This window comes from Alcanivorax limicola, from assembly GCF_019931215.1.
Taxonomy (GTDB): domain Bacteria; phylum Pseudomonadota; class Gammaproteobacteria; order Pseudomonadales; family Alcanivoracaceae; genus Isoalcanivorax; species Isoalcanivorax limicola.
On the sequence record NZ_JAIOUB010000001.1, the window covers coordinates 522,197 to 543,171 of the forward strand.

Genomic DNA, 20,975 nt, shown 5'->3' on the forward strand with positions numbered 1-20,975 from the left:
AGCAAGAAGCCGCGAGAGCATTCCTCTCGCGGCTTTTTTTATGGTTCAGCTTTTATGCTTCCTCGCGCACACGCCCCAGGCGCCAGACGGCGAAACTCAAGGGGATAAACAGCAGGACCACCAGCCAGTAGGGCCACAATGGCTGGATCTGGTAAAGCCCGGTGCCGATGACCGGACCGAAAATGAATCCCAGTGCCGGACAGGCGCTCATCAGGCCCGCTACAGCGCCCTGCTCATCCTGACCCACACGCAGACTGGCTGCGCTGCTGACCCCCGGCATGCCCAGGCCCAGGCCCAGACCCAGCAGTATCACGGACACCGTCACCATCATCTGGCCCGGCGCCCAGATCAGCACCAGCACGCCAGCGCCCATCAAGGGGACAGCCAACCGCAGGATCGCCTCTGGCGCCCAGCCCAGTCGCTGCACGATAACCGCCTGGGCCAGCAGTGAGGCCAGTGCCGCGCACATCATCGCAATGCCGACGCCGCCCGCTGCCTGCTGGGGACTCATGCCCAGCCGGTCCTGAAACAGAAAGCCGAGGGTCTGCTGCACGATGGCAAACGCCAGGAACATCATCAGACCGACCAGCAGGATGTCGGTCAGACGGCGATCTGTGTAGGCCATGAAACTGGTGCGCAACGTATCGCGCAAAGAGAATGGCGTACTGTTGGGGCCGCGGGCCAGGATATAGGGCGATTCTGGCAAGGCGCGCATGACCCAGAGCGCCATCAGCGCAGTGACTATGGCCACCAGATACAGCGGCGCCACCAGGCTGATGCCCGCAATCAATCCACCCACCGCCGGGCCGATCACGGTGCCGAGGTTGTGTGCTGCGCCGATACGCCCCATGGCTTTGGTGCGCGTGGCGGCTTCCGAGGTATCTGCCATATAGGCCGCAGCGGCCGGCGGCGTGGCCGCCATGACCGAGGCTTGCAGCACGCGGCTGGCGATCAGGGCGGTAACCAGCAAAGCACCGGTGAGCATGCCACGAATACCGAACCAGAATGCAGTAGCAAACAAGGCGGTGCCGATGGCGTAACCGGTCAGACCAATCACCAGCACCGGCTTGCGGCCCAGGTATTCGCTGCTGCGGCCCCAGACCGGGCTGGCCAGGGCGAACATCAGCGAGGAGCAGCTGATGATCAGGCCCACTTTGACATCGGCAATGCCTGCGGCACGGCCGAGCGACGGCAGGATGGCAAACACCAGGGTCTGGCCCATGCCGGTGGCCGCCACAGCGGCGAGCAGCATGATCTGGGTACGGCGGTCAGCAAGTCGGGACACAGGGCAGCCAGGCAGTGATGAGTGGGCGAAAAAAAGCGGGCCGGTTTACCGGCCCGCTCCAATTATGGTCACTGCCGCCCCTGCCAACAATGGCAGGAACGGCCACAGGAGGGTCAGGATGCTTCGTTATACAGCGGCCGTGACAGCTCGGCCCAGTCGATCTCGCCGTCGTCCACCAGATTCTCGAATTGCAGGATACCCAGCTCCTCGAAACGTGGCCGCACCGAATCGGTGAGCAGACCGATGCGCTTGAGGTTGGGCACGATGCGGGTAAACAGCAAATTACGGAACTGCGCCATGATCTGCGACGCCAGCACCTGCTCGCGTGCTTGCTCCGGCTCCCAGCCGAATTCTGTGAACACCTCTGTGGCAATCAGGCGCTCGCGCATCACCACGCAGGCTTCAAAGGCGAAATGGGCGCGCTCTTCTTTCTCTTCCTGGGTCAGGGTGCTGACGAAATCCTCCAGGTAGTTCACACCGAAGGTCACGTGGCGGGCTTCATCACGAATTACCAGCGTGATGATGTCCTTCAACAGTGGGTCCTTGGCTGTAAGCTTGAGGGTATTGAATGCGGCCAGGGCAAGCCCTTCGATGATGATCTGCATGCCGATGAATTTCAGATCCCAGCGCGGATCGGACAGGATCTTGTCCAGCAGCACTTTCAGGTTCGGGTTGACCGGATACATCATGCCGACCTTTTCCTGGAGGTAGCGGGTGAACACCTCCACGTGTCGGGCTTCATCAAAGGTCTGCGACGCGGCATAGAGTTTGGCATCGTAGGTAGGGGCGCAAGATGCCAGCTGCGACGCGACCAGCAATGCGCCCTGCTCACCGTGCATGAACTGCGCCAGCATCCAGGCCAGGTTGTGCCAGCCAAAACGCAGCTTCTCTTCTTCGGAAAGCTTCTCGAAGGGCTCCCACCCCTGGAACGGATTGAAATTCTGATCCATGGGCTGTTCGGATTTGGGGAAATTCTGGGTCCAGTCCACGTCGAAATCGGCGTTCCAGTTCAGCTCTTTACCCAGACGGTAGAGCTTGCGAATACGGCCATCAGCAGAGCTGTAATCCCAGTTGTAATGGCCCGTCAGTGGTGTCTGGAAAATCTGCACCACGTCTTCGACGTGCTGGGTGGTCATGCGATGCTCAAGGTCATCACCGCCGGGCCCATCCCAGCTTTCATAGTAAATGATATCTTTCGGAGCCTGGTCGAGTCGCTTGATCTGCATGGTAGCGCACCTTTTTTGTCTTTGTCGGATTCGTCGATAAATCCCAGATCGGGTCGTACTCAACGCTATCCCGCAGCACCTGGCGCAGCAATGTCGCGAAATGACAATGCACGCACCGGCTGACGCGAAATCACAACTTCACCGCGCCGCTGAGATCGGCGGCAAATCGCTGCCGTCTTCACACGCCGCCAGGGGGCCCGCCACGGTAAAGGGGCTCGATACCCCGCTGTATGCGCCGCCCGGCGCCGCGACACCCTGGTGGCGTAGACGGTATATGCCCGCAGGGGTATTGGCAGGCAGGTGCCACCGTGCCTCGGCAGTGGACGGGCCCGTCGGTATCGGGTCCAGCGGCAGCGGCGGCAGCACGGTGGGCTGCCAGAGAAACCAGAGCGCAGGGTCCTGATCCCGGGCGACGACCTGCCAGCTGCCATCGAGGCGCTGGCGTTCGACGAACACATAGCTGTCGCCCAGCATCAGATCATTGCGCGGATGCCCCGCCTGGAAGATGGCGCGCACCGTATCGCCCGGCTCGGCGGAGGGCGGCACATCCTCCAGCAAAGAGCCGAAAGGCGCGCTGCCTGGCGTATCCGAGGGGATATATGGCGGGCGGCGCAACACTGGCGTCACTCGCGGATAGGCGGGCCCTGCCGCTATCGCCTCGCCATCGCGCATGCTCAGGGCCAGGCGCCGGGTTTCCTGTTTCACGGCCGCCAGGCTCCAGGGGCCGTATACGGTGGATGCCCCCTCATACTGCTGACTGGCGTATTCTTCCCGGGTCGTCAGGTAATGGATGAAATCGTTGGTCAGTCCGGCAATGATCACTGTGTCGACGCCCACCGGCGCCAGCTCTTCAAGCACCAGAGCGCGCAGGCGTCGCGCCGACATGGTGGTTACTTCCCAGGGCAAACCGACCACCGCCAGATTGCCGATACGGAATATCTGCAATGGCTGCACCGGTGACTCGAAGTTGGTGGTCAGCCCCAACGGGTTCAATACCAGGTCCAGTACGCCGCCGGCGGACTCGCCGAGATTGGTCGGCAACAGCACGGGCTTCTCCGCATGGCAACCGAGTCCGAGCAACGGCAGTGTCTGGGTATTGCACAGCAGCAGGCTGGAAACGATTTCCAATGGCAGCCCCGGCCCGGTCAGCTCCGCAAAGTCCCGGGCAATAGCCCGCATGATGCCGCCGTCCGTTGCGCAGGTGATGCCCTCATAACTGATTGGCCCCGGGCCATCCTCGGCGCCCGCCGGGAAGGACACGCCCAATGCGGCGTTACAGGTGCGCTTGACCGCAGCATCCAGCGCTGGCGGATGCTGCAGCCGCGACAGAATCACGGGGTCCGTCACCGTCACCTGGTTCATACGTACGTGCATCAGGCGGTAATCCACCGGCCCGCTGAGTGCCTCGCCCTGCCCCCATAACCTCAAGGCTTTGGCCAGTTGTTTGTTGCCAGAGATGGCGTTGGATTCAAACACCGTGCTGCCGCCGCCGCGGCGCGGGTCGGGGTGCGGGAACTCATTGATGAAGATGTTGGGGGACGAATCGCCCTCATCCGCTTGCGCGAACGCGGCGACAAAGGTGTCTTCTCCGGGATGCGGGCTGTAGCGGGTGCGCATGATGCGTTCAAAGCCCTGGGCCGCAAACCCCTTGCAATCACTGCTGACCAGATCCGCCTCCGGCCCGATAACCGTGGGGTGTACCCCGAACCAGTTGATGATGCCCACCGGGCTGCCGTTGTCCCGTCGCAGATTCAGTTGCACCACCCGTTTGTTGACATCCACTTCCTCTCCACGGGTGTCGCGAAACGCAGCGCGCTCGTCGGCCGGGTTCATGGCAAAGGCCGGGCGCGAACGGTTGATGTTGGTGTTCAGCAGTTCGCCGCTGGCAAGCGATACGCGGCCGGGCTCCGGATTGGCCTGGATATTAGCGTGTGCCAGCCGAATCGCCGCCACCATGCCGTCCACCAGTGTGCGGTACACCAGATCGTCGTAACCGAGATGCAGTGCGTTACCGGCCTCGTGATGGGAATAGCCGGCGGGGCCGGAATGCGTATGGGTCGCGGAGAGCATGACGTTATCGCCGTTATAAAAGCGGGACAAATCATCGTCTGCGGCGATGGCATCCAGTACACCCAGGCGCAACGAGCCCCACATCAGCCCGATGTCTGCCGACAGAAACATGACGCGCTTGCCGTTGCAGGGCGATTCGATGGCGTAGGCACGGGCAAACTGGCGGGTGTGAATGCCACGCATGACCTGGGCGGTATCTTCCCACCCGGCGCCACTTTTCAGGGCCACCGGGCCGGTGACGTCGGCAATGCCGCTCCCGAAGCGAAATGTCTGATTGTCGCCACAGTGCCCGGATGCCCTGCCACGGGCAGGGCTGTCCACATCCAGCCGCAGGCCCGGTGCATCCAGCCCCTGCCCCACCTCCAGCATCGGGCTGTTCAGCACACAGCGAGCCATCTGCGGTTCTGCGAACAGAGAGTCAGGCATCGCGCCGCCATTATCACCGTCTGCCGGTGGCGTGCCACGGCCACCGCCTAATGAGCTGTCGCCGCCACAGGCGCTCAACAGAAGAACGCCAAGCAGTGTCGTAATGATGCAGCGTGTCATCATGCATTTCCTTTTTCTGTTATATAGCACGATAGTGCAACTATTCAGAAAAAGGATTATTTCAGCAAAGCGGCGGCGCGGGCAGCACCCATTACAAATTGCTACCGAATACCGCCAGCGGGATACCTGGGACTAAAGAGGATTACTCGGGGGGTTCTGTGGCAGATTCCTCTGACAACAGGAAATGCGCGCGGGCTATGGCAATAGGCTCGGGCCGACGTACCTGCCAGGCACTGATGTGTACATTGGCCACCCGGCGCCCGAGGCGCGTCACACGGCACTCTGCGAAGGTATCGCGAAAATGCCCGGCGCGCAGGTAGTCCATGGTGAAATCAATGGTCTTGGGTACCCGGGGCTCACCCATCTCCAGCAGCAGGAAGATAATGGCAGCCTGCTCCATAAAGCCCGCCACTGCGCCACCGTGCAGCGCTGGCAGAGTCGGATTACCCAGGTTGGTGTCCCGTTTGGGGAGCACGAAGGTCAGCTCCTCGCCACGGGCCGTTATCTCAATGCCCAGGAATGCGGCATAGGGCACGCGGTCGATCAATGCCTGATAGGGCTCACTGCCCTGGCGACAGGCCGCGACCAGATCACGCAGTCCGTCAGTCATGCCACCACCTTGCTTGCACCGGGCAGTTTCATACGCATGTAGGTTGCCAGACCCGTTGCCAACATCTCACCCTCTTCATCGCCTTCCTCATAAACACTCATGCGCACAAAGGCGACATGCTGACTGAGCCGGTAACACTCAGCGTCGCAGATCACCGCCTTGCCTGGTGCCGGGGCACGAAGGTGGTCCACACGCATATCAATGGTCGGCGTGATTTCGAATGAGGGAAAGATCAGACAGGCATTGGCCAGGCCACCCGCCTGGTCCATCAGGGCAAAAATCGCCCCGCCATGCATGATGCCGGAATCGGGGTTGCCCACCAGCTGCGGGCTGGCAGCCATGCGCGTACGCACACGATCCTCGTGCGCTTCAAGCACTTCAATGCCGAGTTCCGTGGAGTGCCGTACCGAAGCCACAAACCGGCGGCACACATCAAGTCGTGTCATCAACTCCCCGCAACCTGATCGACAGAAGCAACGATCTGCTGGGTATAGCGATGCACCAGAAAGGGCACAGAGTTCTCGTAGAACTTCACCAGAGATTCGCGGATAAAGCCCCATTTGCTGGCGATCTGATCCAGCGCGCGGGTCGCCGTATCGTCGTCGCGGTATTTGGCCCGTATTTCAGCCAGGCGCCGATCGAAGGCCGGCACCGTGTCGCGGAATTCAATGCGGCCTTCGCCGGTATCGACGGCCATACCGCCGGAGGGATCCGCAGACAGCGCCAGGTACTCGGACGACATCCGCTGCATATAAGCGGCCAGGGCCCACATGTCAGCATAGTCACCGCTGCTGTCGGCAGAATAGGTGGACAGCTGGTTATTCATGACCGCCGCCAGTCGGTTCACGTCCTGCGCCGCGTAACTTTCGGTATAGCCCAGCTTTGCAATGGTATTGCTCTCTGCGGCCTTGGTGAATTCCGCCCAGTTATTTCGCATGGCATTCACCAGCGCAACATCCGTATCACTGGATGCGGCACTCTGCAGGACACGAAACTGCGATTCAGCGGAACGAAGGCTTTGCGCCAACTGGCGCTCATAGCGACGATCACCGTCCATCACCGTGAACATATGGAAATCAGCACGCACGCGCCACAATTCGAGCTGCATGCGCTCGACCTGCGCCTGATTGATGGCTGCGCTGGCCACTACGGGCATCAGCAGCACCGGCATTAACAGCAGCGCAGCGCAAAGGCCTCGCAGGTATGCAGATATTCCAGACATTGTTGTCTCCCGAATCATTATTGTTCTGCCTCTTCTCAGGGGCAGGTTAAACCGCGACACGCTGGTGTGTCACCCGCCCATATCCCACGTGTTCGTTGCCCATATCTGCTGCTGTGTCCTGTGCTCCCCCGAGCCAGCAGCAGACAGGCTCTCACCTGTACGCTTCGGATAATAGCAGATTAATGCCGACGGGCAGTATAAACAGCCTGGTCAGGGCCCTGCCCTGCCGCCCGGCCGGGCTACCGCTCGCCGGGGCATGCAGAGGTTGCTCAGCGGCTCAACTCGGCGTGCAGTGTCACGAACTCCTGGGTCAGCTTGTGCCGCGGCGCCAGATGGATCAGCGGTTTGGCCTGATCGTGGGACTCCCGCATGATCACGCTGGCAGACAGGTAGCTCGACAGTATCGGCAGCCCCTCTTCACTCAGCCCTTCCACCAGCTGCTGCGGCAAGCGCGCGCGGGGCTGGAACTGATTCACCACGATGCCCTCGACCTCCAGCGCGTCGTTGTGATCGTCACGGGCCTCGCGGATATTCTCCAGCAGTGTGTACAACGCCTTGCGGGAGAAGGCATCGCAATCGAAGGGAATCAGCACCTTGTCCCCGGCAATCAGGGCCGAGAGGGTGTAGAAATTGTAGGCGGGGGGCGTATCGATATAAATGACATCGAACTCCTTCTCCAGCGCCTTCACCAGTGCACGCAGCTTGTAGATCTTGTGCTTGCTTTCCAGCATGTGCTCAATCTCGCCCAGCTCCGGGTTTGACGGCAGCACACTCAGATTCTCGAACCCTGTAGCGTGGATGTACTCCAGCGGGTCCTTCTCTTTCAGCCGGAACGACAGCGTCTGGCCGAAAAAAGTACCTACATTGGGGGTCGGACCTTCGCCATTCTGGTAAGCATCCATACCGAGCAGGTACTGGCTGGCATTGCACTGGGGGTCGAGATCCAGCACCAGTGTGCGCTGGCCCTGGCTGGCACTGATGGCGGCAAGATTGACCGCGATACTGGATTTTCCTACGCCACCTTTCTGGTTGAACACCACTCGCCGCATCCGTTTCTCTCCTTCAACTGGTGCCTGGCCCAGCGGAATGATACAGGTGCCACTGCGTTATGCACAGAATCTGTGGAACAGGCTGTGGATAACCGCTGCGCAAATCGCGGAGCGGCCCGGCATGAGGCTGTTCGCCCCCTGCTGGTTACTCTCTGTACATAGGTCCCATCTGCACCTGAGTGCCTGTCATGCGCCGCCCCTATATCAACGGCAGAAAGCTGTTTACTCCACCGCAACAGGCCTTGCTGTCTGATCTTCATGGCCTATGATTGAGTAAAAGGCATACACCGTATATACCCATGCCGCCCGTAGTGGAGTATCAGGAGCCCCGCCATGCGCAATGTCCCCTTTTCAGCGGTCCCGTCCGGCAGTGATCTCAAACCGATACCCGGTGATCCAGGCCCCCCGTTGATAGGCCATACTCTGCGGCTGATCCGCGACCCGCTGGGTGTCGGGCGGGAGCGCTACGAACGCTACGGCGCCATTTCATGGGGCAACGCGTTTGGCATGAAAATGGTGAGCATGATTGGCCCCGACGCCAACGAGTTCGTGTTGCGCAACAAGGGCGATGTGTTCTCCAACCATCAGGGCTGGGATGTCTTCATCGGCAAGTTCTTCCACCGGGGCATCATGCTGCTGGATTTCGAAGAGCATCGCTGGCACCGCAAGATCATGCAGCAGGCGTTCAAGACAGAGGTGCTGCGCGACTACAATACCCGCATGGGCCCGGGTATCGAGGCGGGTCTGGCAGGCTGGCAGCCGGCTGAACGATTCATGATTTTTCCCGCCATCAAACAACTGACACTGGATCTGGCCACGGATGTCTTCATGGGCCAGAAACTGGGCAGCGAAGCCAACAGCATCAACACGGCCTTTATCGATACGGTGCGCGCCGGTACCGCCCTGCTGCGCTTCAATATGCCCGGCGGTCGGTGGGCAAAGGGGTTACGCGGCCGCCGCGTCCTGGAAGACTTCTTCCGCCGCGAAGTACCGGCCAAGCGCCGCAGCAACGAAGCGGATCTGTTCAGTGTGCTGTGCCGGGCCGAAACCGAAGAGGGCGAATCCTTTACCGATGATGATGTGGTCAACCACATGATCTTCCTGATGATGGCCGCCCATGACACCACCACCATCACCCTGAGCAACATGATCTACTGGCTGGCGCGCCATCCGGACTGGCAAGCCCGGATTCGTGACGAAAGCCTGGCACTGGGCAAGACACAGCTCGATTACGATGACCTGGGCAAGCTTCACAGCGCGGGCCTGGCCATGAAAGAAGCACTGCGTCTGTGTGCACCGGTACCGTCAGTACCCCGCCGCACGGTGCGCGACTGTGAGTTCGCAGGGCACTATGTGCCCGCCGGAACGCTGGTCTCCATCAGCCCGTTCTTTACCCATGCCATGCCGGAGTACTGGCCTGATCCGGAGACTTTCGACCCGGAGCGCTTTGCCGAGGATCGGCGCGAGGACAAGGTGCACCCTTACGCCTGGGTGCCATTCGGGGGTGGTGCGCACAAGTGCATTGGCCTGCACTTCGCCGAGCTTCAGGTCAAAGCCGTGCTGCACCAGTTGGTGCTGGGTTTCGAATGGGACGTGGACCCGGCATACCGTATGCCACTGGACATGACCAGCCTGCCGGTTCCCAAGGACGATCTGCCGGTACGTCTGCGCCGGCGCTGATGCTCGCCGGCGCACCCGGCAGTAAAGGCCCCTGACGGATCAGGGGCAGGTACGGGTCAGGGTCCGCATGGTGACGAACTCTTCCGCAGAGGTGGGATGGATGCCCAGGGTGCGGTCGAAATCAGCCTTGGTTGCCCCCATATTGATCGCCACGGCGAAACCCTGAACGATCTCACCCGCTTCGTCTCCAGCCATATGCAGCCCCACCACCCGGTCGCTGGCATCGTCCACCACCAGTTTCATCAAGGTGCGATGACGTGTGCTGCCTGCCGCCGCCGGGCTCATGGAATAACGCAACGGCCGGAATTCACTGGTGTAGATGCGCACCCTGTCATAGCACTCCAGCGCTTGCGTCTCCGTCAGCCCCACTGTGCCGATATTCGGGTGGCAGAACACGGCTGTAGCAATGTTCTCGTAATTCAACGGCCCGTCAGGCTTGTCAGTCGCGAACAGGGTTTTCGCCAGCCAGGTACCTTCTGCCAGCGCCACCGGGGTCAGCTGTACGCGATCCGTCACATCTCCGAGCGCATAGAGCCCCGGCACGGAGGTGGCGTATCCCGCATCCACCGGGATGGCGCCGTTGTCTGCCAGGGCCAGGCCCAGTTCATCGGCAAACAGATCGGTCACGTTCGGCACCCGGCCGGTGGCGTAGAACACCTCATCGACCCGCAACGTTTCACCGTCGGCCAATGTCAGTTGCTTCTGCCCGTCGACAGCATCGATGGACATGACATCGCAGTTGAAGCGCAGGTTGACGCCATTCTCGGCCATCTGTGCCGCAACAAAAGCACGGATATCTTCATCAAACCCGCGCATGAACAGACCACCCCGATAGATCTGCTGCACCGAAACACCCAGGCCGTTGAGAATCGAGGCAAACTCCGTGGCGATGTAGCCCCCGCCCACCACGGCGACGGTTTTCGGCAGCTCGGGCAGATAGAACAGGTCGTCCGAAATCAGCGCCAGCGCTTTGCCCGGAATATCCGGCACAAAAGGCTGGCCACCTGTGGCGACCAGAATATTTTTCGCGGACAGCTGCTGCTCGCCGGCACTGACACGGCCCGCACCGAGCACCCGGCCGTGGGCTTCAAAGATGGTTACACCAGCCTGTTCCAGCATGCGCCGGTAGATGCCATTAAGGCGCTCGATCTCTCGGGTCTTGTTGTCGCGCAGACGCTGCCAGTCCGGCCGTGATGGTGCCGATCCCGATGACGCGAAACCGTAATCCTCCGCGAGCTGGAACAGGTCCGCAAACTCACTGGCGTAGGCGAACAGCTTTTTCGGCACGCAGCCCACATTCACGCAGGTACCGCCGAAAAAGCGCGATTCAATGATGGCCACCCGCGCACCCTCCGCAGCGGCCATGCGCGCCGCCCGTACCCCACCGGAGCCGGCCCCGATGACGATCAGATCAAATGTGTCTGCCACTTCAGCCTTGGTCACGGCGGTATTGTCTCCTGATGCGATGGAACGGATGCGGAACGGATTTCTCAGGCGCCATGCTGACTGCCCCGCTGACGGCTGGCAATCCCCTGTCATTCCCTTGCCTGTAATTCCCTTGAAGGAAGCGATTTGTGATTCAGGCCCGTTCCTGACGTATCCCGGGTATGGATTCGGGCCCACAGACTCAGGCATACTGTCAGACCGGCCATCAGAATAAAGCATTAACCGGGCGCGAGCATAAGCATAAGACAAGCAGGAAGGAACGGGGATGAAGACACTCGTCAGCGCACTGGGGTTGCTGGCAGGGCTCCTGGGGCCACTCGCCACCACCGCAGACACCATCTACACCTACCGTGGGCCCGACGGTGTCACCCTGTTCACGGACCGCGATGCCCTGCCCGCCACCTATGAGTTGCTCAATGTGCGCCGTGGCTGGGATTACCGTCCCCGCGTGCTCACCAGCGACATGCGCGATCTCTACGACCCCGAAATCCGCCATGCAGCACGCCTGTATGATGTCGATCCCGGCCTGATCAAGGCCGTCATTCACGCCGAGTCCCATTTTGACCGCCACGCCGTATCCCGTGTCGGCGCCCAGGGCCTGATGCAGCTGATGCCACGCACCGCCGCCTTTCTTGAAGTGAACAATGCCTTTGATCCCCGCGAGAATATCGTCGGTGGCGCGCGCTTCCTGAGCTATCTGATGGAGCGCTTTGATCGCCTGGATCATGTCTTGGCGGCATATAACGCCGGCGAGGGCAATGTGCGCCGCCACGGCGGCATTCCGCCCTTCGCGGAAACCCAGGGTTACGTCAAGAAAGTACAGGAGCTCCTGCCCCGCTACCAGCAACACTTCGGCAGCCCCGATCCCGCCCTCGCTGTTCGCTGATTCCGCACTGCGCCATACCCAAAGAAAAACCCCCGCCACCTGCACCCGATCAAGGTGCCGATGACGAGGGCTCGTCAGGCCGTATCGAAGCCGCTTACTTGCCGTGCTTCTCCGCCAGGTAGAACCAGGTATCCAGTACCGAATCCGGGTTCAGAGACACGCTGGAGATGCCCTGCTCCATCAGCCATTTGGCCAGATCCGGATGATCAGACGGGCCCTGGCCGCAGATGCCGATATATTTACCTGCCTTGTTACATGCCTCGATGGCCATGCTCAGCAGCTTTTTCACTGCCGGATCACGCTCATCGAACAGATGGCTGACGATACCGGAATCCCGATCCAGACCCAGCGTCAGCTGAGTCAGGTCATTGGACCCGATGGAGAAACCGTCGAAGTGCTTGATGAAGTCATCCGCCAACAGCGCGTTGGTGGGCAGCTCGCACATCATGATGACGCGCAGGCCTTCCTCGCCCCGCTTGAGACCGTTCTTCGCCAGCAGTTCGATGACGTGCTCTGCCTCACCGACCGTACGCACGAAGGGCACCATCACCTCGACATTGGTGAAGCCCATCTCTTCGCGTACTTTCTTGAGCGCCTTGCACTCCAGCTCGAAGCAATCGCGGAAGTTCTCGCTGACGTAGCGTGACGCACCGCGGAAGCCCAGCATCGGGTTCTCTTCTTCCGGCTCGTAGAGCTTGCCGCCGATCAGGTTGGCGTATTCGTTGGACTTGAAGTCCGACAGACGCACGATGACCTTTTCCGGGTGGAATGCCGCCGCCAGGGTACTGATCCCCTCAACCAGCTTCTCGATATAGAACTCCACCGGGCCGTCGTAGCCTGCGATGCGCTTGTCCACCGTCTGCTGGATGTCCCGCGGCAGGCTGCTGTAGTTCAGCAATGCCTTCGGGTGCACACCGATCATGCGATTGATGATGAATTCCAGGCGCGCCAGACCCACGCCCTGGTTTGGCAGCGTGGCGAAATCAAAGGCCCGGTCCGGGTTGCCCACATTCATCATGATCTTGAAGGGCAGCTTCGGCATGGATTCGATGGAGTTGCGCTGGATGTCGAAGTCCAGGCGTCCCTCGTAGATCTTGCCGGTGTCGCCCTCGGCACAGGAGGCGGTGACCAGCTGGCCGTCGGTCAGCAGATCGGTGGCATCGCCACAGCCGACAATCGCAGGCACGCCCAACTCACGGGCGATAATCGCCGCGTGACAGGTGCGGCCGCCCCGGTTGGTAATGATGGCGGCAGCCCGCTTCATGACCGGCTCCCAATCCGGGTCGGTCATGTCGGTGACCAGCACGTCGCCGTCCTGAACCCGCTCCATCTCCTTGATGTTGGTGATGATACGCACCGGCCCTGCGCCGATGCGCTGGCCGATGGAACGCCCTTCCACCAGTACCCTGGCGCCCTTTTCCTTGAGCAGGTAGCGCTCCATCACGGACACGTCCGAACGGCTCTTCACCGTCTCCGGGCGCGCCTGCACGATGTACAGCTTGCCGTCGTCGCCATCCAGCGCCCACTCGATATCCATCGGCGTACCGTAGTGTTTCTCGATCTCGATCGCCTGACGTGACAGGTCTGCCACCTGGGCGTCGGTGAGAGAGAAACGCATACGGTCTTCGCGGCTGACATCCACCACCTGGACGGACTTGCCCGCTGAAGCATCGCTGCCATAGATCATCTTCTGCAGCTTGGAGCCCAGATTGCGGCGCAATACGGCCGGACGCTTGTTCAGCAATGTCTTCTTGTGAACATAGAACTCGTCCGGGTTGACCGCACCCTGGACGACCATTTCGCCCAGGCCGTAGGACGAGGTAATGAACACCACGTCACGGAAGCCGGATTCGGTATCCAGGGAGAACATCACCCCGGCGGCACCGGTTTCCGAGCGAACCATGCGCTGGATGCCCGCAGACAGCGCCACGCCGGCGTGCTCGAAGCCCTGGTGTACCCGGTAGCTGATGGCGCGGTCATTGAACAGGGAGGCAAAGACCTCCTTGACCGCCACCAGGACGTTGTCCACGCCCCGGATGTTGAGGAATGTTTCCTGCTGGCCCGCAAAGGAGGCATCTGGCAGGTCTTCGGCCGTAGCCGAGGAACGCACCGCCACAGACAGGTCGGCATTGCCGTCGCTGATCTGTACAAAGGCGTCACGGATTTGCTGCTCCAGCTCGGGCTGGAAGGGGGCTTCCACCACCCAGCGGCGGATCTCCTTGCCGGTCTTGGCCAGGGCCACCACGTCGTTCACGTCCAGACTGGCCAGCGCATCATTGATCTTGCGGGTCAGGTCGTTGTGTTCAAGGAAATCGCGATAGGCCTGCGCCGTGGTCGCAAAACCGCCGGGAACGGATACGCCCGCTGCCGCCAGATTGCTGATCATTTCGCCCAGGGAAGCATTCTTGCCCCCGACCGTCTCCACGTCGCCCTTGCCAAGGCGTTCAAACCAGACTACGTACTCCGCCAAGGTCCTGCTCCCTACATTTTCCGGAATGGATGGGTGTGTCGCGGGGTATTCTACTCAAAAAGCCGTTCCGTTTCTCGCCTGAAATGATTCGACTTTCGGGGAAATGGTCAATTGCACAATCTGGCCGGTCCCCCCGGCTCTCCCCCGGATGCGCTTGCATGCCCGCAACGCCGCCGTTAGCCTTGCCCTTCGAGCCTCTACCGCGAGTATGACCTGCCCATGAAACGTACCGCTTTTTTCGTCTCCGATGGCACCGGCATCACTGCGGAAACCCTGGGCCATTCCATGCTCAGCCAGTTTCGGGGCGTCGAGTTCGCCCAGATTACCCTCCCCTACGTCCAGTCCGAGGAGACCACGCGGCAGGCCGTGACCCGCATCAACCAGACCGCCGAGGCTGACGGGCACAAGCCCATCGTCTTCTCCACCGTGGTCAATGAAGAGCATCGCGAGATCATCGGCACCTGCAACGGGCTGGTGCTCGACATGTTTGCCGCCTTCGTCGGCCCCCTGGAGGATGAGCTGGGCGTTCGCTCGAGCCTGATCGTCGGCGAGAGCCATGCGATCCGGGACCATGAGGCCTACCGTATCCGCATCGACGCGGTGCACTATGCGCTGGATAACGATGATGGTGCGCGAACCCGGCACTACGACAAGGCCGACATCATCCTGGTCGGGGTATCGCGCAGCGGCAAGACCCCCACCTGCCTGTATCTGGCACTGCAGTTCGGCCTTTACGCCGGCAACTACCCGCTGACTGAAGATGATTTCGACGACTTGCGCCTGCCCGAGGCACTGCTGCCCCACAAGGACAAGCTGTTCGGCCTGACCATCGACCCGGACCGCCTGGCTGCCATTCGCAGCGAACGCAAATCAGGCAGCAAGTACGCCTCACCGCGTCAGTGTGACATGGAGGTCCGGGCCCTGGAGGCGTTGTTCAACAAGTTCAACATTCCCAGCATCAACGCGACGGAGCTCTCCATCGAGGAAATCTCCACGCGCATCCTGGCCAAGGCGGGTCTGCAGCGGCGCCTGCAGTAGTCTGTATCGGGGGGCAGCTCAGAGCTCCCCCGGGTCTCCTGCGTAAGCCACGAACAGACACCCAGCCCCCACATTGACCGCCCCGGTGGCGCTCATGGTGGAGAGATGCAGCGTCAGGCCTGCCTTGCGCGCCGCATTATCCAGTGTCTTGAAGCCCTCCATGTCCGGCACGGCGGAAATATCGCCTGCATAGCTCAGACAGATGCTGCCAGAGCGCACATCGCCCGCTTCAATGCGCGCAGCGACATGCTCCAGCATCTTGCGGACTGACTTCTCGTAACTGCGGTTCACCGTGGCCGGGTCTTCCTGACCCCGATAAACCTTGATGATCGGATGCAGTGACAGCGCCGAGCCCACCGTGAGTGCCACGCCGCGCATGGTGTCGGCCAGACTCTTGCGCGTTCCCTTCTTGAAGCCCCGGTTACGCACATAGGCCAGATCCGCGGGCACCATGAAGCCGCAGATGTCCGGGATCATCTGGTCAATTTTCAGGCGAATCTCGTTCGGTTGAATCCCCGCCTTGATCATCCCCGCTGCCTCGGCCACCAACACTGCTGTACCGGCAAAGATCGTCTTGCTGTCAATCACCCGCATGGAAAACGGGCCGCTCACTGCGGCCGCAGCGCGGGCATCCCGGTACTTCTTGAGAATCCCGAAAGACGCACTGGTGGCGTTATCGAAGATCAGGCTGCGCTTGCTGGAGACCGTAATGCAGAAGACCAGATCAAAATCGATCACCAAACGCTCAAGAAACACCGCCTGGATCTGCTTGCTGTCGTAGGGAATGGATTCGGAATCGATGCCTTTCGCGTCGAGCTGGCTGGTATAAAAATGTTGTGTTGCTGCAGCGTCACGCTCGTCCACCAGCAGCTCGTCGCCGAGCCGGATGGAGATGGGCATGATGCGGATGTCGTGCTCGGAATAGAATGTAGCAGGTAGATCACATGTGGAATCCACCACGATGCCGATACGCATGGGTCTTTCTCCCCCTGAGGTGCGAAATAACGCCATCCCAGACAGACAGAGTGACCAGGGCTCAATTGATCGGCCTGTAATTGTTGTTGTCGCCATGCTCCCTGTTGGCCGCGCCGGTCACCCCCCGGTGCCCGACTGTCCTCAGCCAGACTGCTTGTGACGCAAACTGGTTTTCTTGTGCCACATCAGTGTAACGGAGTGACGGGAGACTGCAACGTGCATAAAGCTCAACCAAGTCATTGATTTAAAAAAGGATTAAACGCTCATCGACGCACAGCTTCGCAGCGTCATAAGACCTGCTTCGCAAACCGGGAAGATTTGTAACACCTGATCTGATCAGCGTGTGGGCAAGGCCGCCCACCGCAGCACGCACCGCGACGGGGCTGTCGCTGATCAATCAGCAGCCATTGCGATCAGCATTGGTCGTACAAAAGGGGGATCACCAATGCTGTGCGATCAGACCGTGGTGTATCTGGTTCGAGTGGGTCAACTGCAACGCCAGCCATAGTGCCAACCCGGTTGCATGCGCGTTGCTATCGCCATCCTCCTGGGCAAAGGCAAACCCGCCGTCCTGGCGCTGGGCATCCATGAATGCGTGCAGCCACGCGGGACTGATCAGATCCGAGCGCCCGGCTGCTGCAATAAACGCCATTGCTTCAATATCAATATCACGGATTCCTTCTCCGCCAGGCTGGACCAACGCAAGATTCCTGAGCACCAGTTGTTCTACATCCGCAGCCGGCAGACGCAGCGGACAGGCATTGTCCGTCAGCAACAGGTAGGCAAATAGAGCGTGGCTGACCTCGTAAGCATCTTCGCTGGCCGACAACGCAAGCAACCGCCCGAGATAATCCGTGCCAAGCGCGTGTTCATGGCAATACAACGGCGCAATCGTGATCTCGTCGAGGCCCACCAGCCCGGACAGCGCCTCCGCCGGGAGCGTGTGATCCGGGTCATAAAAGCGGCGATAAGCCAGCAATGAGGCAAGCATCGCGGCATCCGTTTCATGGGCTATCAGATCCTCCAGCAATGCTGTCGGTGAAAACGCGGGAGCAATGCCGAACTGCCGCTGCATCCAGGTCAGCCCCAGCAGCACGTCGGCCGGCACCTGATTCTCATTACTCTCGAGCCAGGCCAGCGCATCACGTGCGACATCCGCCATGCCGTCGTGCAGCAGAGAGGAGCTCAACGGATTCAGATCCGGGTGACGGAATGTCAGGAACCGGTTGGCCGGTACATCCTGCAGGACCTCTTCCCGACCGTCGTGCCAGGTGATCCGTATTTCATCCACTTGCGTGTCAGCACCCAGGCCAAAATGCAGTGCCGTCGGTGTTTGACCGAGGTAGCCGGAATTCGCTTCCACCTGGCGCATGCGGGTGATCTCGCCAGTGCGCGCCCGCACCACCGCGCCAATGGCCTGGGTATTGGGCCGGTCGGCAACCAGCGACACACTCAGGAAATTGACGGCGCCCTGCCCGGGCAGCTGGTTTTCAAACAGCAGTGGGGGGCCGATGTTCTGGGCAACGACGATATCAATATCACCGTCACGGTCTATATCGGCGCAGACCACTCCCCTGCCGTTGGTCGGCGCAGTAATGCCCCAGCTTGATGCCTCATCAACAAAGGTGCCATCCCCCTGATTTATAAACAGCCTGGGCAGCTGCTGATGATAACCTGCGAGCAGCTCATCAAGGTCGCGCAACAGATCATCGGAAAGTTGAGCGCGCACCGCATCGGGTACGAGGCCATAGCCATTCTCGACAAACAGGTCTATATAGCCATTGTTATTGAAATCCGCTGCGCAGGCACCCCAGGCCCAGCCGGCATTCTCCGCACCGTGCGTTGCCTGTTGCGCAAAAGGAAAATCCGTGTCCCTGGCTGGCGTGTAAAGCTTGTTGCCCGTGCGACCCCATGGCCATTCACGATCATCATCCGGGGCATGTATCGACGTCACGAACCATGAGAAGTGCCCGCTGTTATCGAAATCCGCGATCGCAGATCCCATGCCGTTCTCATCAACAATAACAGCGCGATCAGTGATTACGCTGAAGCTGCCGTTGCCATTATTGATTGCTACTTCACTTGTTTCAAAATCAGACGCCAGCAGGAGATCAGGAAAACCGTTGCCGGTCAGATCAGTGAACGCCGGGGAGAAATTGAAGTTCTGTGCCAACTGGGCACCGGTGGTTCCTGCCGCAACATCATAAGGATAAAGCACCCCCGTAGGCCCGAGAAACGCATTGGCGCCCATGTTCTTCATCATTGCAGGCGCGGCCCCTGGCCGCGCACCCAGATCCCAGTGTGCAATAAAGGCATCCAGCCAACCGTTCCCGTCAATATCGGCGAAGGCGAAACCGAATGTAGACTTGGACATGGGAATGGACTGGCGCTGCACGAACCCCTCCCCGCCTCCCTGCTGGTATACCTGTACGTCACCGGCAAGATAATTACCCACCAACAGATCGATACGATAGTCGGCATTCAGGTCTGCCGCTCCGAGCGCCAGGGGAATATCCATGCCCTGCCAGAGCGCATGCGACTGTGCCTGGAAACCCCGCCCCATATCGTTACGATAAAGCGCCAGACCGGCACTACCGTAGCCACCAGTGGTGAAAAGTGCATCAAGCCAACAGTCGCCATTGATTGGTGCCAACAGCACGGCGCCACTTTGCATCGCCGCCTCAAGCGCACCGAACTCACGGCGCCAGGCTTCGGTTGCCAACTCATGGTGATGAGACAGGCCACTGTCGGCCGCCCGTTCGACAAACCCGGTGTGCCCCGCTGTATCCACCATGCGGTTGCGCAAGTTGTGCCCGCACAGGGTTGTCGCAGTGAAGTGTCGGAAAGGTGCTGTCGACGGGTCGATCTCCGGCTCTTCGGGTTCAACTGGATCGCCGGGATCGCCAGGATCGTTCGGATCACCCGGTTCTTCGGGATCAACAGGATCACCTGGTCCGCTGCCGCCATCTTCCCCTTCCGGGTGCTGAGGCGTATTCGGGATCACGGGGTACAGCATCTGTCCGTCGTGGTCGTCCTGTTCATCCGCCACCCACTGCATCAAACATTCCTCTGTATTCACGCAGGGGTCCGTCAGTGCATTCAGGAAATCGACCACTGCGTCCAGCTCATCCTCCCTCAAGGGGCGTAGCGGAAGCTTGGGGGAGACGCGCGCGAGCGCAGCCTCGGTCATGGCGCGGGCCCTGGGATAAGGGCTTTCCTCCAGCATGGAAAACTGCGACAGAGAAGCGAGCGAGAAATCATAGCGCTCGACCTCACCAACGGGGTCCGCATGGTAGCGCACAAACTCCGCCAGATCGTCAAAGGCCCCGCTGTGACCGTAGGGCCCCGTGACGCTGATATTCAGCAGGCCGGGGGTTCTGAACTTGTAGCGGTCTTCATCATTCTGGGTGACCAGAAAAAACCCCGGATCTGTATCATCCGCACGTTTGCCGCGGCCGAACTGGGGAATGGCCGCGACATGCAATCTCTCATCCGTCAACCGGTCGCCGCTGTGGCAGCCAACACAACCCAGACCGCCGTCTTCGAGGCTGGCAAAAAACAGCGCTGCGCCGCGCACCTGTTGCGCTGAAATCGCCGACGCATCACCCCGTACAAAAGCCGCCCAGGGGCTGTCAACGAAGGTCTTGCTGGCCTGGTACGCCGATAGCGCGGCGGCAATATTATTATAGCTGATCAATGCTTCCAGCCCGGCACCATCCGCTAATGGATCACCGAACGCGGCCACGAAGGGCCCCTCCCAACTTCCGGATGCATCGCGGAGGCGCTCGGCAATACGCTCACGCAGTTGATCAGACGACAAGGCGTAAAACTCGCCAAAACCACGCATTTCAGCAAAGCTGGTAACGGGGAACCTGGCCTGCACCGCAAGCAGATCACCTGCTGCAGATGGGTCAGGCAGTCGCCGCAGCAGACTCTCGGGGGTGCGGATCAACTGTTCGCCAGAGGATGCATCCGTGCCAAGCACGAACAACCGGCCATCGTGGAACAGCGTAGTGCGATAAAGGGCTGAATTGAAAATCGTTTGTGCATTGCGCGGCACGTTAGGCCCGCCCAGTGTCAGCGCTTTGGGATCACCATCCCGGGCAAGATCAATGGTGCGCCCCGGGCCGAGTATCTCCGGTTCATGCGCGGCGACACCAATAGACAAGGACAGGCCATCACCGCCGCCCAGAAACGGGTGATGACAGCTGACACAGGCAACATCCCTTTCCCCGCTCAACTGGCGGGAGAAAAAGAGCGCCCGCCCCAGCACCACTTTCGGGTCATCCGGCTGCGGTATCACGACACCAGCGGCAGGGTCCCCGGTGAGACCATGCAGCGCAACAAGCGAGTAAAGCCGTTCAACCGCTTGCGGTTCCTCGGCAGAGGGTTTTGTACTGTTGCCACCGCAGCCCGCGATGGTCAGGGTAAACGCCAACCCCAACCAGGGTAGATAACATTTCATGCACCGG

The 20,975-nt window shown here is 60.5% G+C and carries 14 protein-coding genes; 3 read left to right on the forward strand and 11 right to left on the reverse strand.

The genetic code is table 11. The features are described 5' to 3' along the window. Positions 1 to 52: 52 nt before the first annotated feature. The 7 genes from K8B33_RS02300 to K8B33_RS02330 form a co-directional block, all read right to left on the reverse strand. Complete coding sequence (locus tag K8B33_RS02300; RefSeq protein WP_223422843.1) at positions 53 to 1,285, reverse strand: MFS transporter; 1,233 nt, start codon at positions 1,283 to 1,285, stop codon at positions 53 to 55. A 113-nt stretch (positions 1,286 to 1,398) separates the two neighbouring features. Continuing rightward, positions 1,399 to 2,511 carry a ferritin-like domain-containing protein gene (locus K8B33_RS02305; RefSeq protein ID WP_223422845.1) on the reverse strand — a complete coding sequence of 371 codons (1,113 nt, stop codon included), beginning with the start codon at positions 2,509 to 2,511 and terminating at the stop codon, positions 1,399 to 1,401. A gap of 138 nt (positions 2,512 to 2,649) precedes the next feature. Next, the gene (locus K8B33_RS02310) at positions 2,650 to 5,127 is read right to left on the reverse strand and encodes a neutral/alkaline non-lysosomal ceramidase N-terminal domain-containing protein (RefSeq protein ID WP_223422848.1); all 2,478 of its coding nucleotides are present in this window, start codon (positions 5,125 to 5,127) and stop codon (positions 2,650 to 2,652) included. A gap of 142 nt (positions 5,128 to 5,269) precedes the next feature. Next, positions 5,270 to 5,737 carry a PaaI family thioesterase gene (locus K8B33_RS02315; RefSeq protein WP_223422851.1) on the reverse strand — a complete coding sequence of 156 codons (468 nt, stop codon included), beginning with the start codon at positions 5,735 to 5,737 and terminating at the stop codon, positions 5,270 to 5,272. After that, on the reverse strand, positions 5,734 to 6,183 hold the full coding sequence (locus K8B33_RS02320; protein WP_223422852.1) for a PaaI family thioesterase: 450 nt from the start codon (positions 6,181 to 6,183) through the stop codon (positions 5,734 to 5,736). The genes K8B33_RS02315 and K8B33_RS02320 overlap by 4 nt, the downstream gene beginning before the upstream one ends. Then, positions 6,183 to 6,959 (reverse strand): hypothetical protein, encoded by a 777-nt coding sequence (locus tag K8B33_RS02325; RefSeq protein WP_223422854.1) that lies wholly within the window; start codon positions 6,957 to 6,959, stop codon positions 6,183 to 6,185. The genes K8B33_RS02320 and K8B33_RS02325 overlap by 1 nt, the downstream gene beginning before the upstream one ends. A gap of 269 nt (positions 6,960 to 7,228) precedes the next feature. Continuing rightward, the gene (locus K8B33_RS02330; RefSeq protein WP_223422857.1) at positions 7,229 to 8,008 is read right to left on the reverse strand and encodes a ParA family protein; all 780 of its coding nucleotides are present in this window, start codon (positions 8,006 to 8,008) and stop codon (positions 7,229 to 7,231) included. Between the two features lie 333 nt (positions 8,009 to 8,341). Here K8B33_RS02330 and K8B33_RS02335 point away from each other — a divergent pair, with 333 nt between their 5' ends. Beyond that, positions 8,342 to 9,688, forward strand: coding sequence for a cytochrome P450 (locus K8B33_RS02335; RefSeq protein WP_223422859.1), 1,347 nt, complete (start codon positions 8,342 to 8,344; stop codon positions 9,686 to 9,688). Positions 9,689 to 9,727: 39 nt separating this feature from the next. Here K8B33_RS02335 and gorA read toward each other — a convergent pair whose 3' ends face one another. Next, entirely contained in the window at positions 9,728 to 11,131 is a 1,404-nt protein-coding gene (gorA, locus tag K8B33_RS02340) for a glutathione-disulfide reductase (protein ID WP_396020955.1), read from the reverse strand. Between the two features lie 268 nt (positions 11,132 to 11,399). On the opposite strand from gorA, the gene K8B33_RS02345 reads away from it, so the two are divergent. After that, positions 11,400 to 12,020: a lytic transglycosylase domain-containing protein gene (locus K8B33_RS02345; protein ID WP_223422862.1), complete on the forward strand. Its 621-nt coding sequence runs from the start codon at positions 11,400 to 11,402 to the stop codon at positions 12,018 to 12,020. A gap of 94 nt (positions 12,021 to 12,114) precedes the next feature. On the opposite strand, the gene ppsA is transcribed toward K8B33_RS02345, so the two are convergent. Continuing rightward, on the reverse strand, positions 12,115 to 14,490 hold the full coding sequence (gene ppsA / locus K8B33_RS02350) for a phosphoenolpyruvate synthase (protein WP_223422865.1): 2,376 nt from the start codon (positions 14,488 to 14,490) through the stop codon (positions 12,115 to 12,117). A gap of 219 nt (positions 14,491 to 14,709) precedes the next feature. On the opposite strand from ppsA, the gene ppsR reads away from it, so the two are divergent. Next, positions 14,710 to 15,528: a posphoenolpyruvate synthetase regulatory kinase/phosphorylase PpsR gene (gene ppsR, locus K8B33_RS02355; RefSeq protein WP_223422868.1), complete on the forward strand. Its 819-nt coding sequence runs from the start codon at positions 14,710 to 14,712 to the stop codon at positions 15,526 to 15,528. 18 nt (positions 15,529 to 15,546) lie between these two features. Here the strand turns inward: ppsR and K8B33_RS02360 are convergent, their stop codons facing one another. Next, on the reverse strand, positions 15,547 to 16,503 hold the full coding sequence (locus tag K8B33_RS02360) for a DegV family protein (RefSeq protein ID WP_223422870.1): 957 nt from the start codon (positions 16,501 to 16,503) through the stop codon (positions 15,547 to 15,549). 439 nt (positions 16,504 to 16,942) lie between these two features. Beyond that, entirely contained in the window at positions 16,943 to 20,968 is a 4,026-nt protein-coding gene (locus K8B33_RS16075; RefSeq protein ID WP_263284485.1) for an FG-GAP-like repeat-containing protein, read from the reverse strand. Positions 20,969 to 20,975 lie beyond the last annotated feature (7 nt).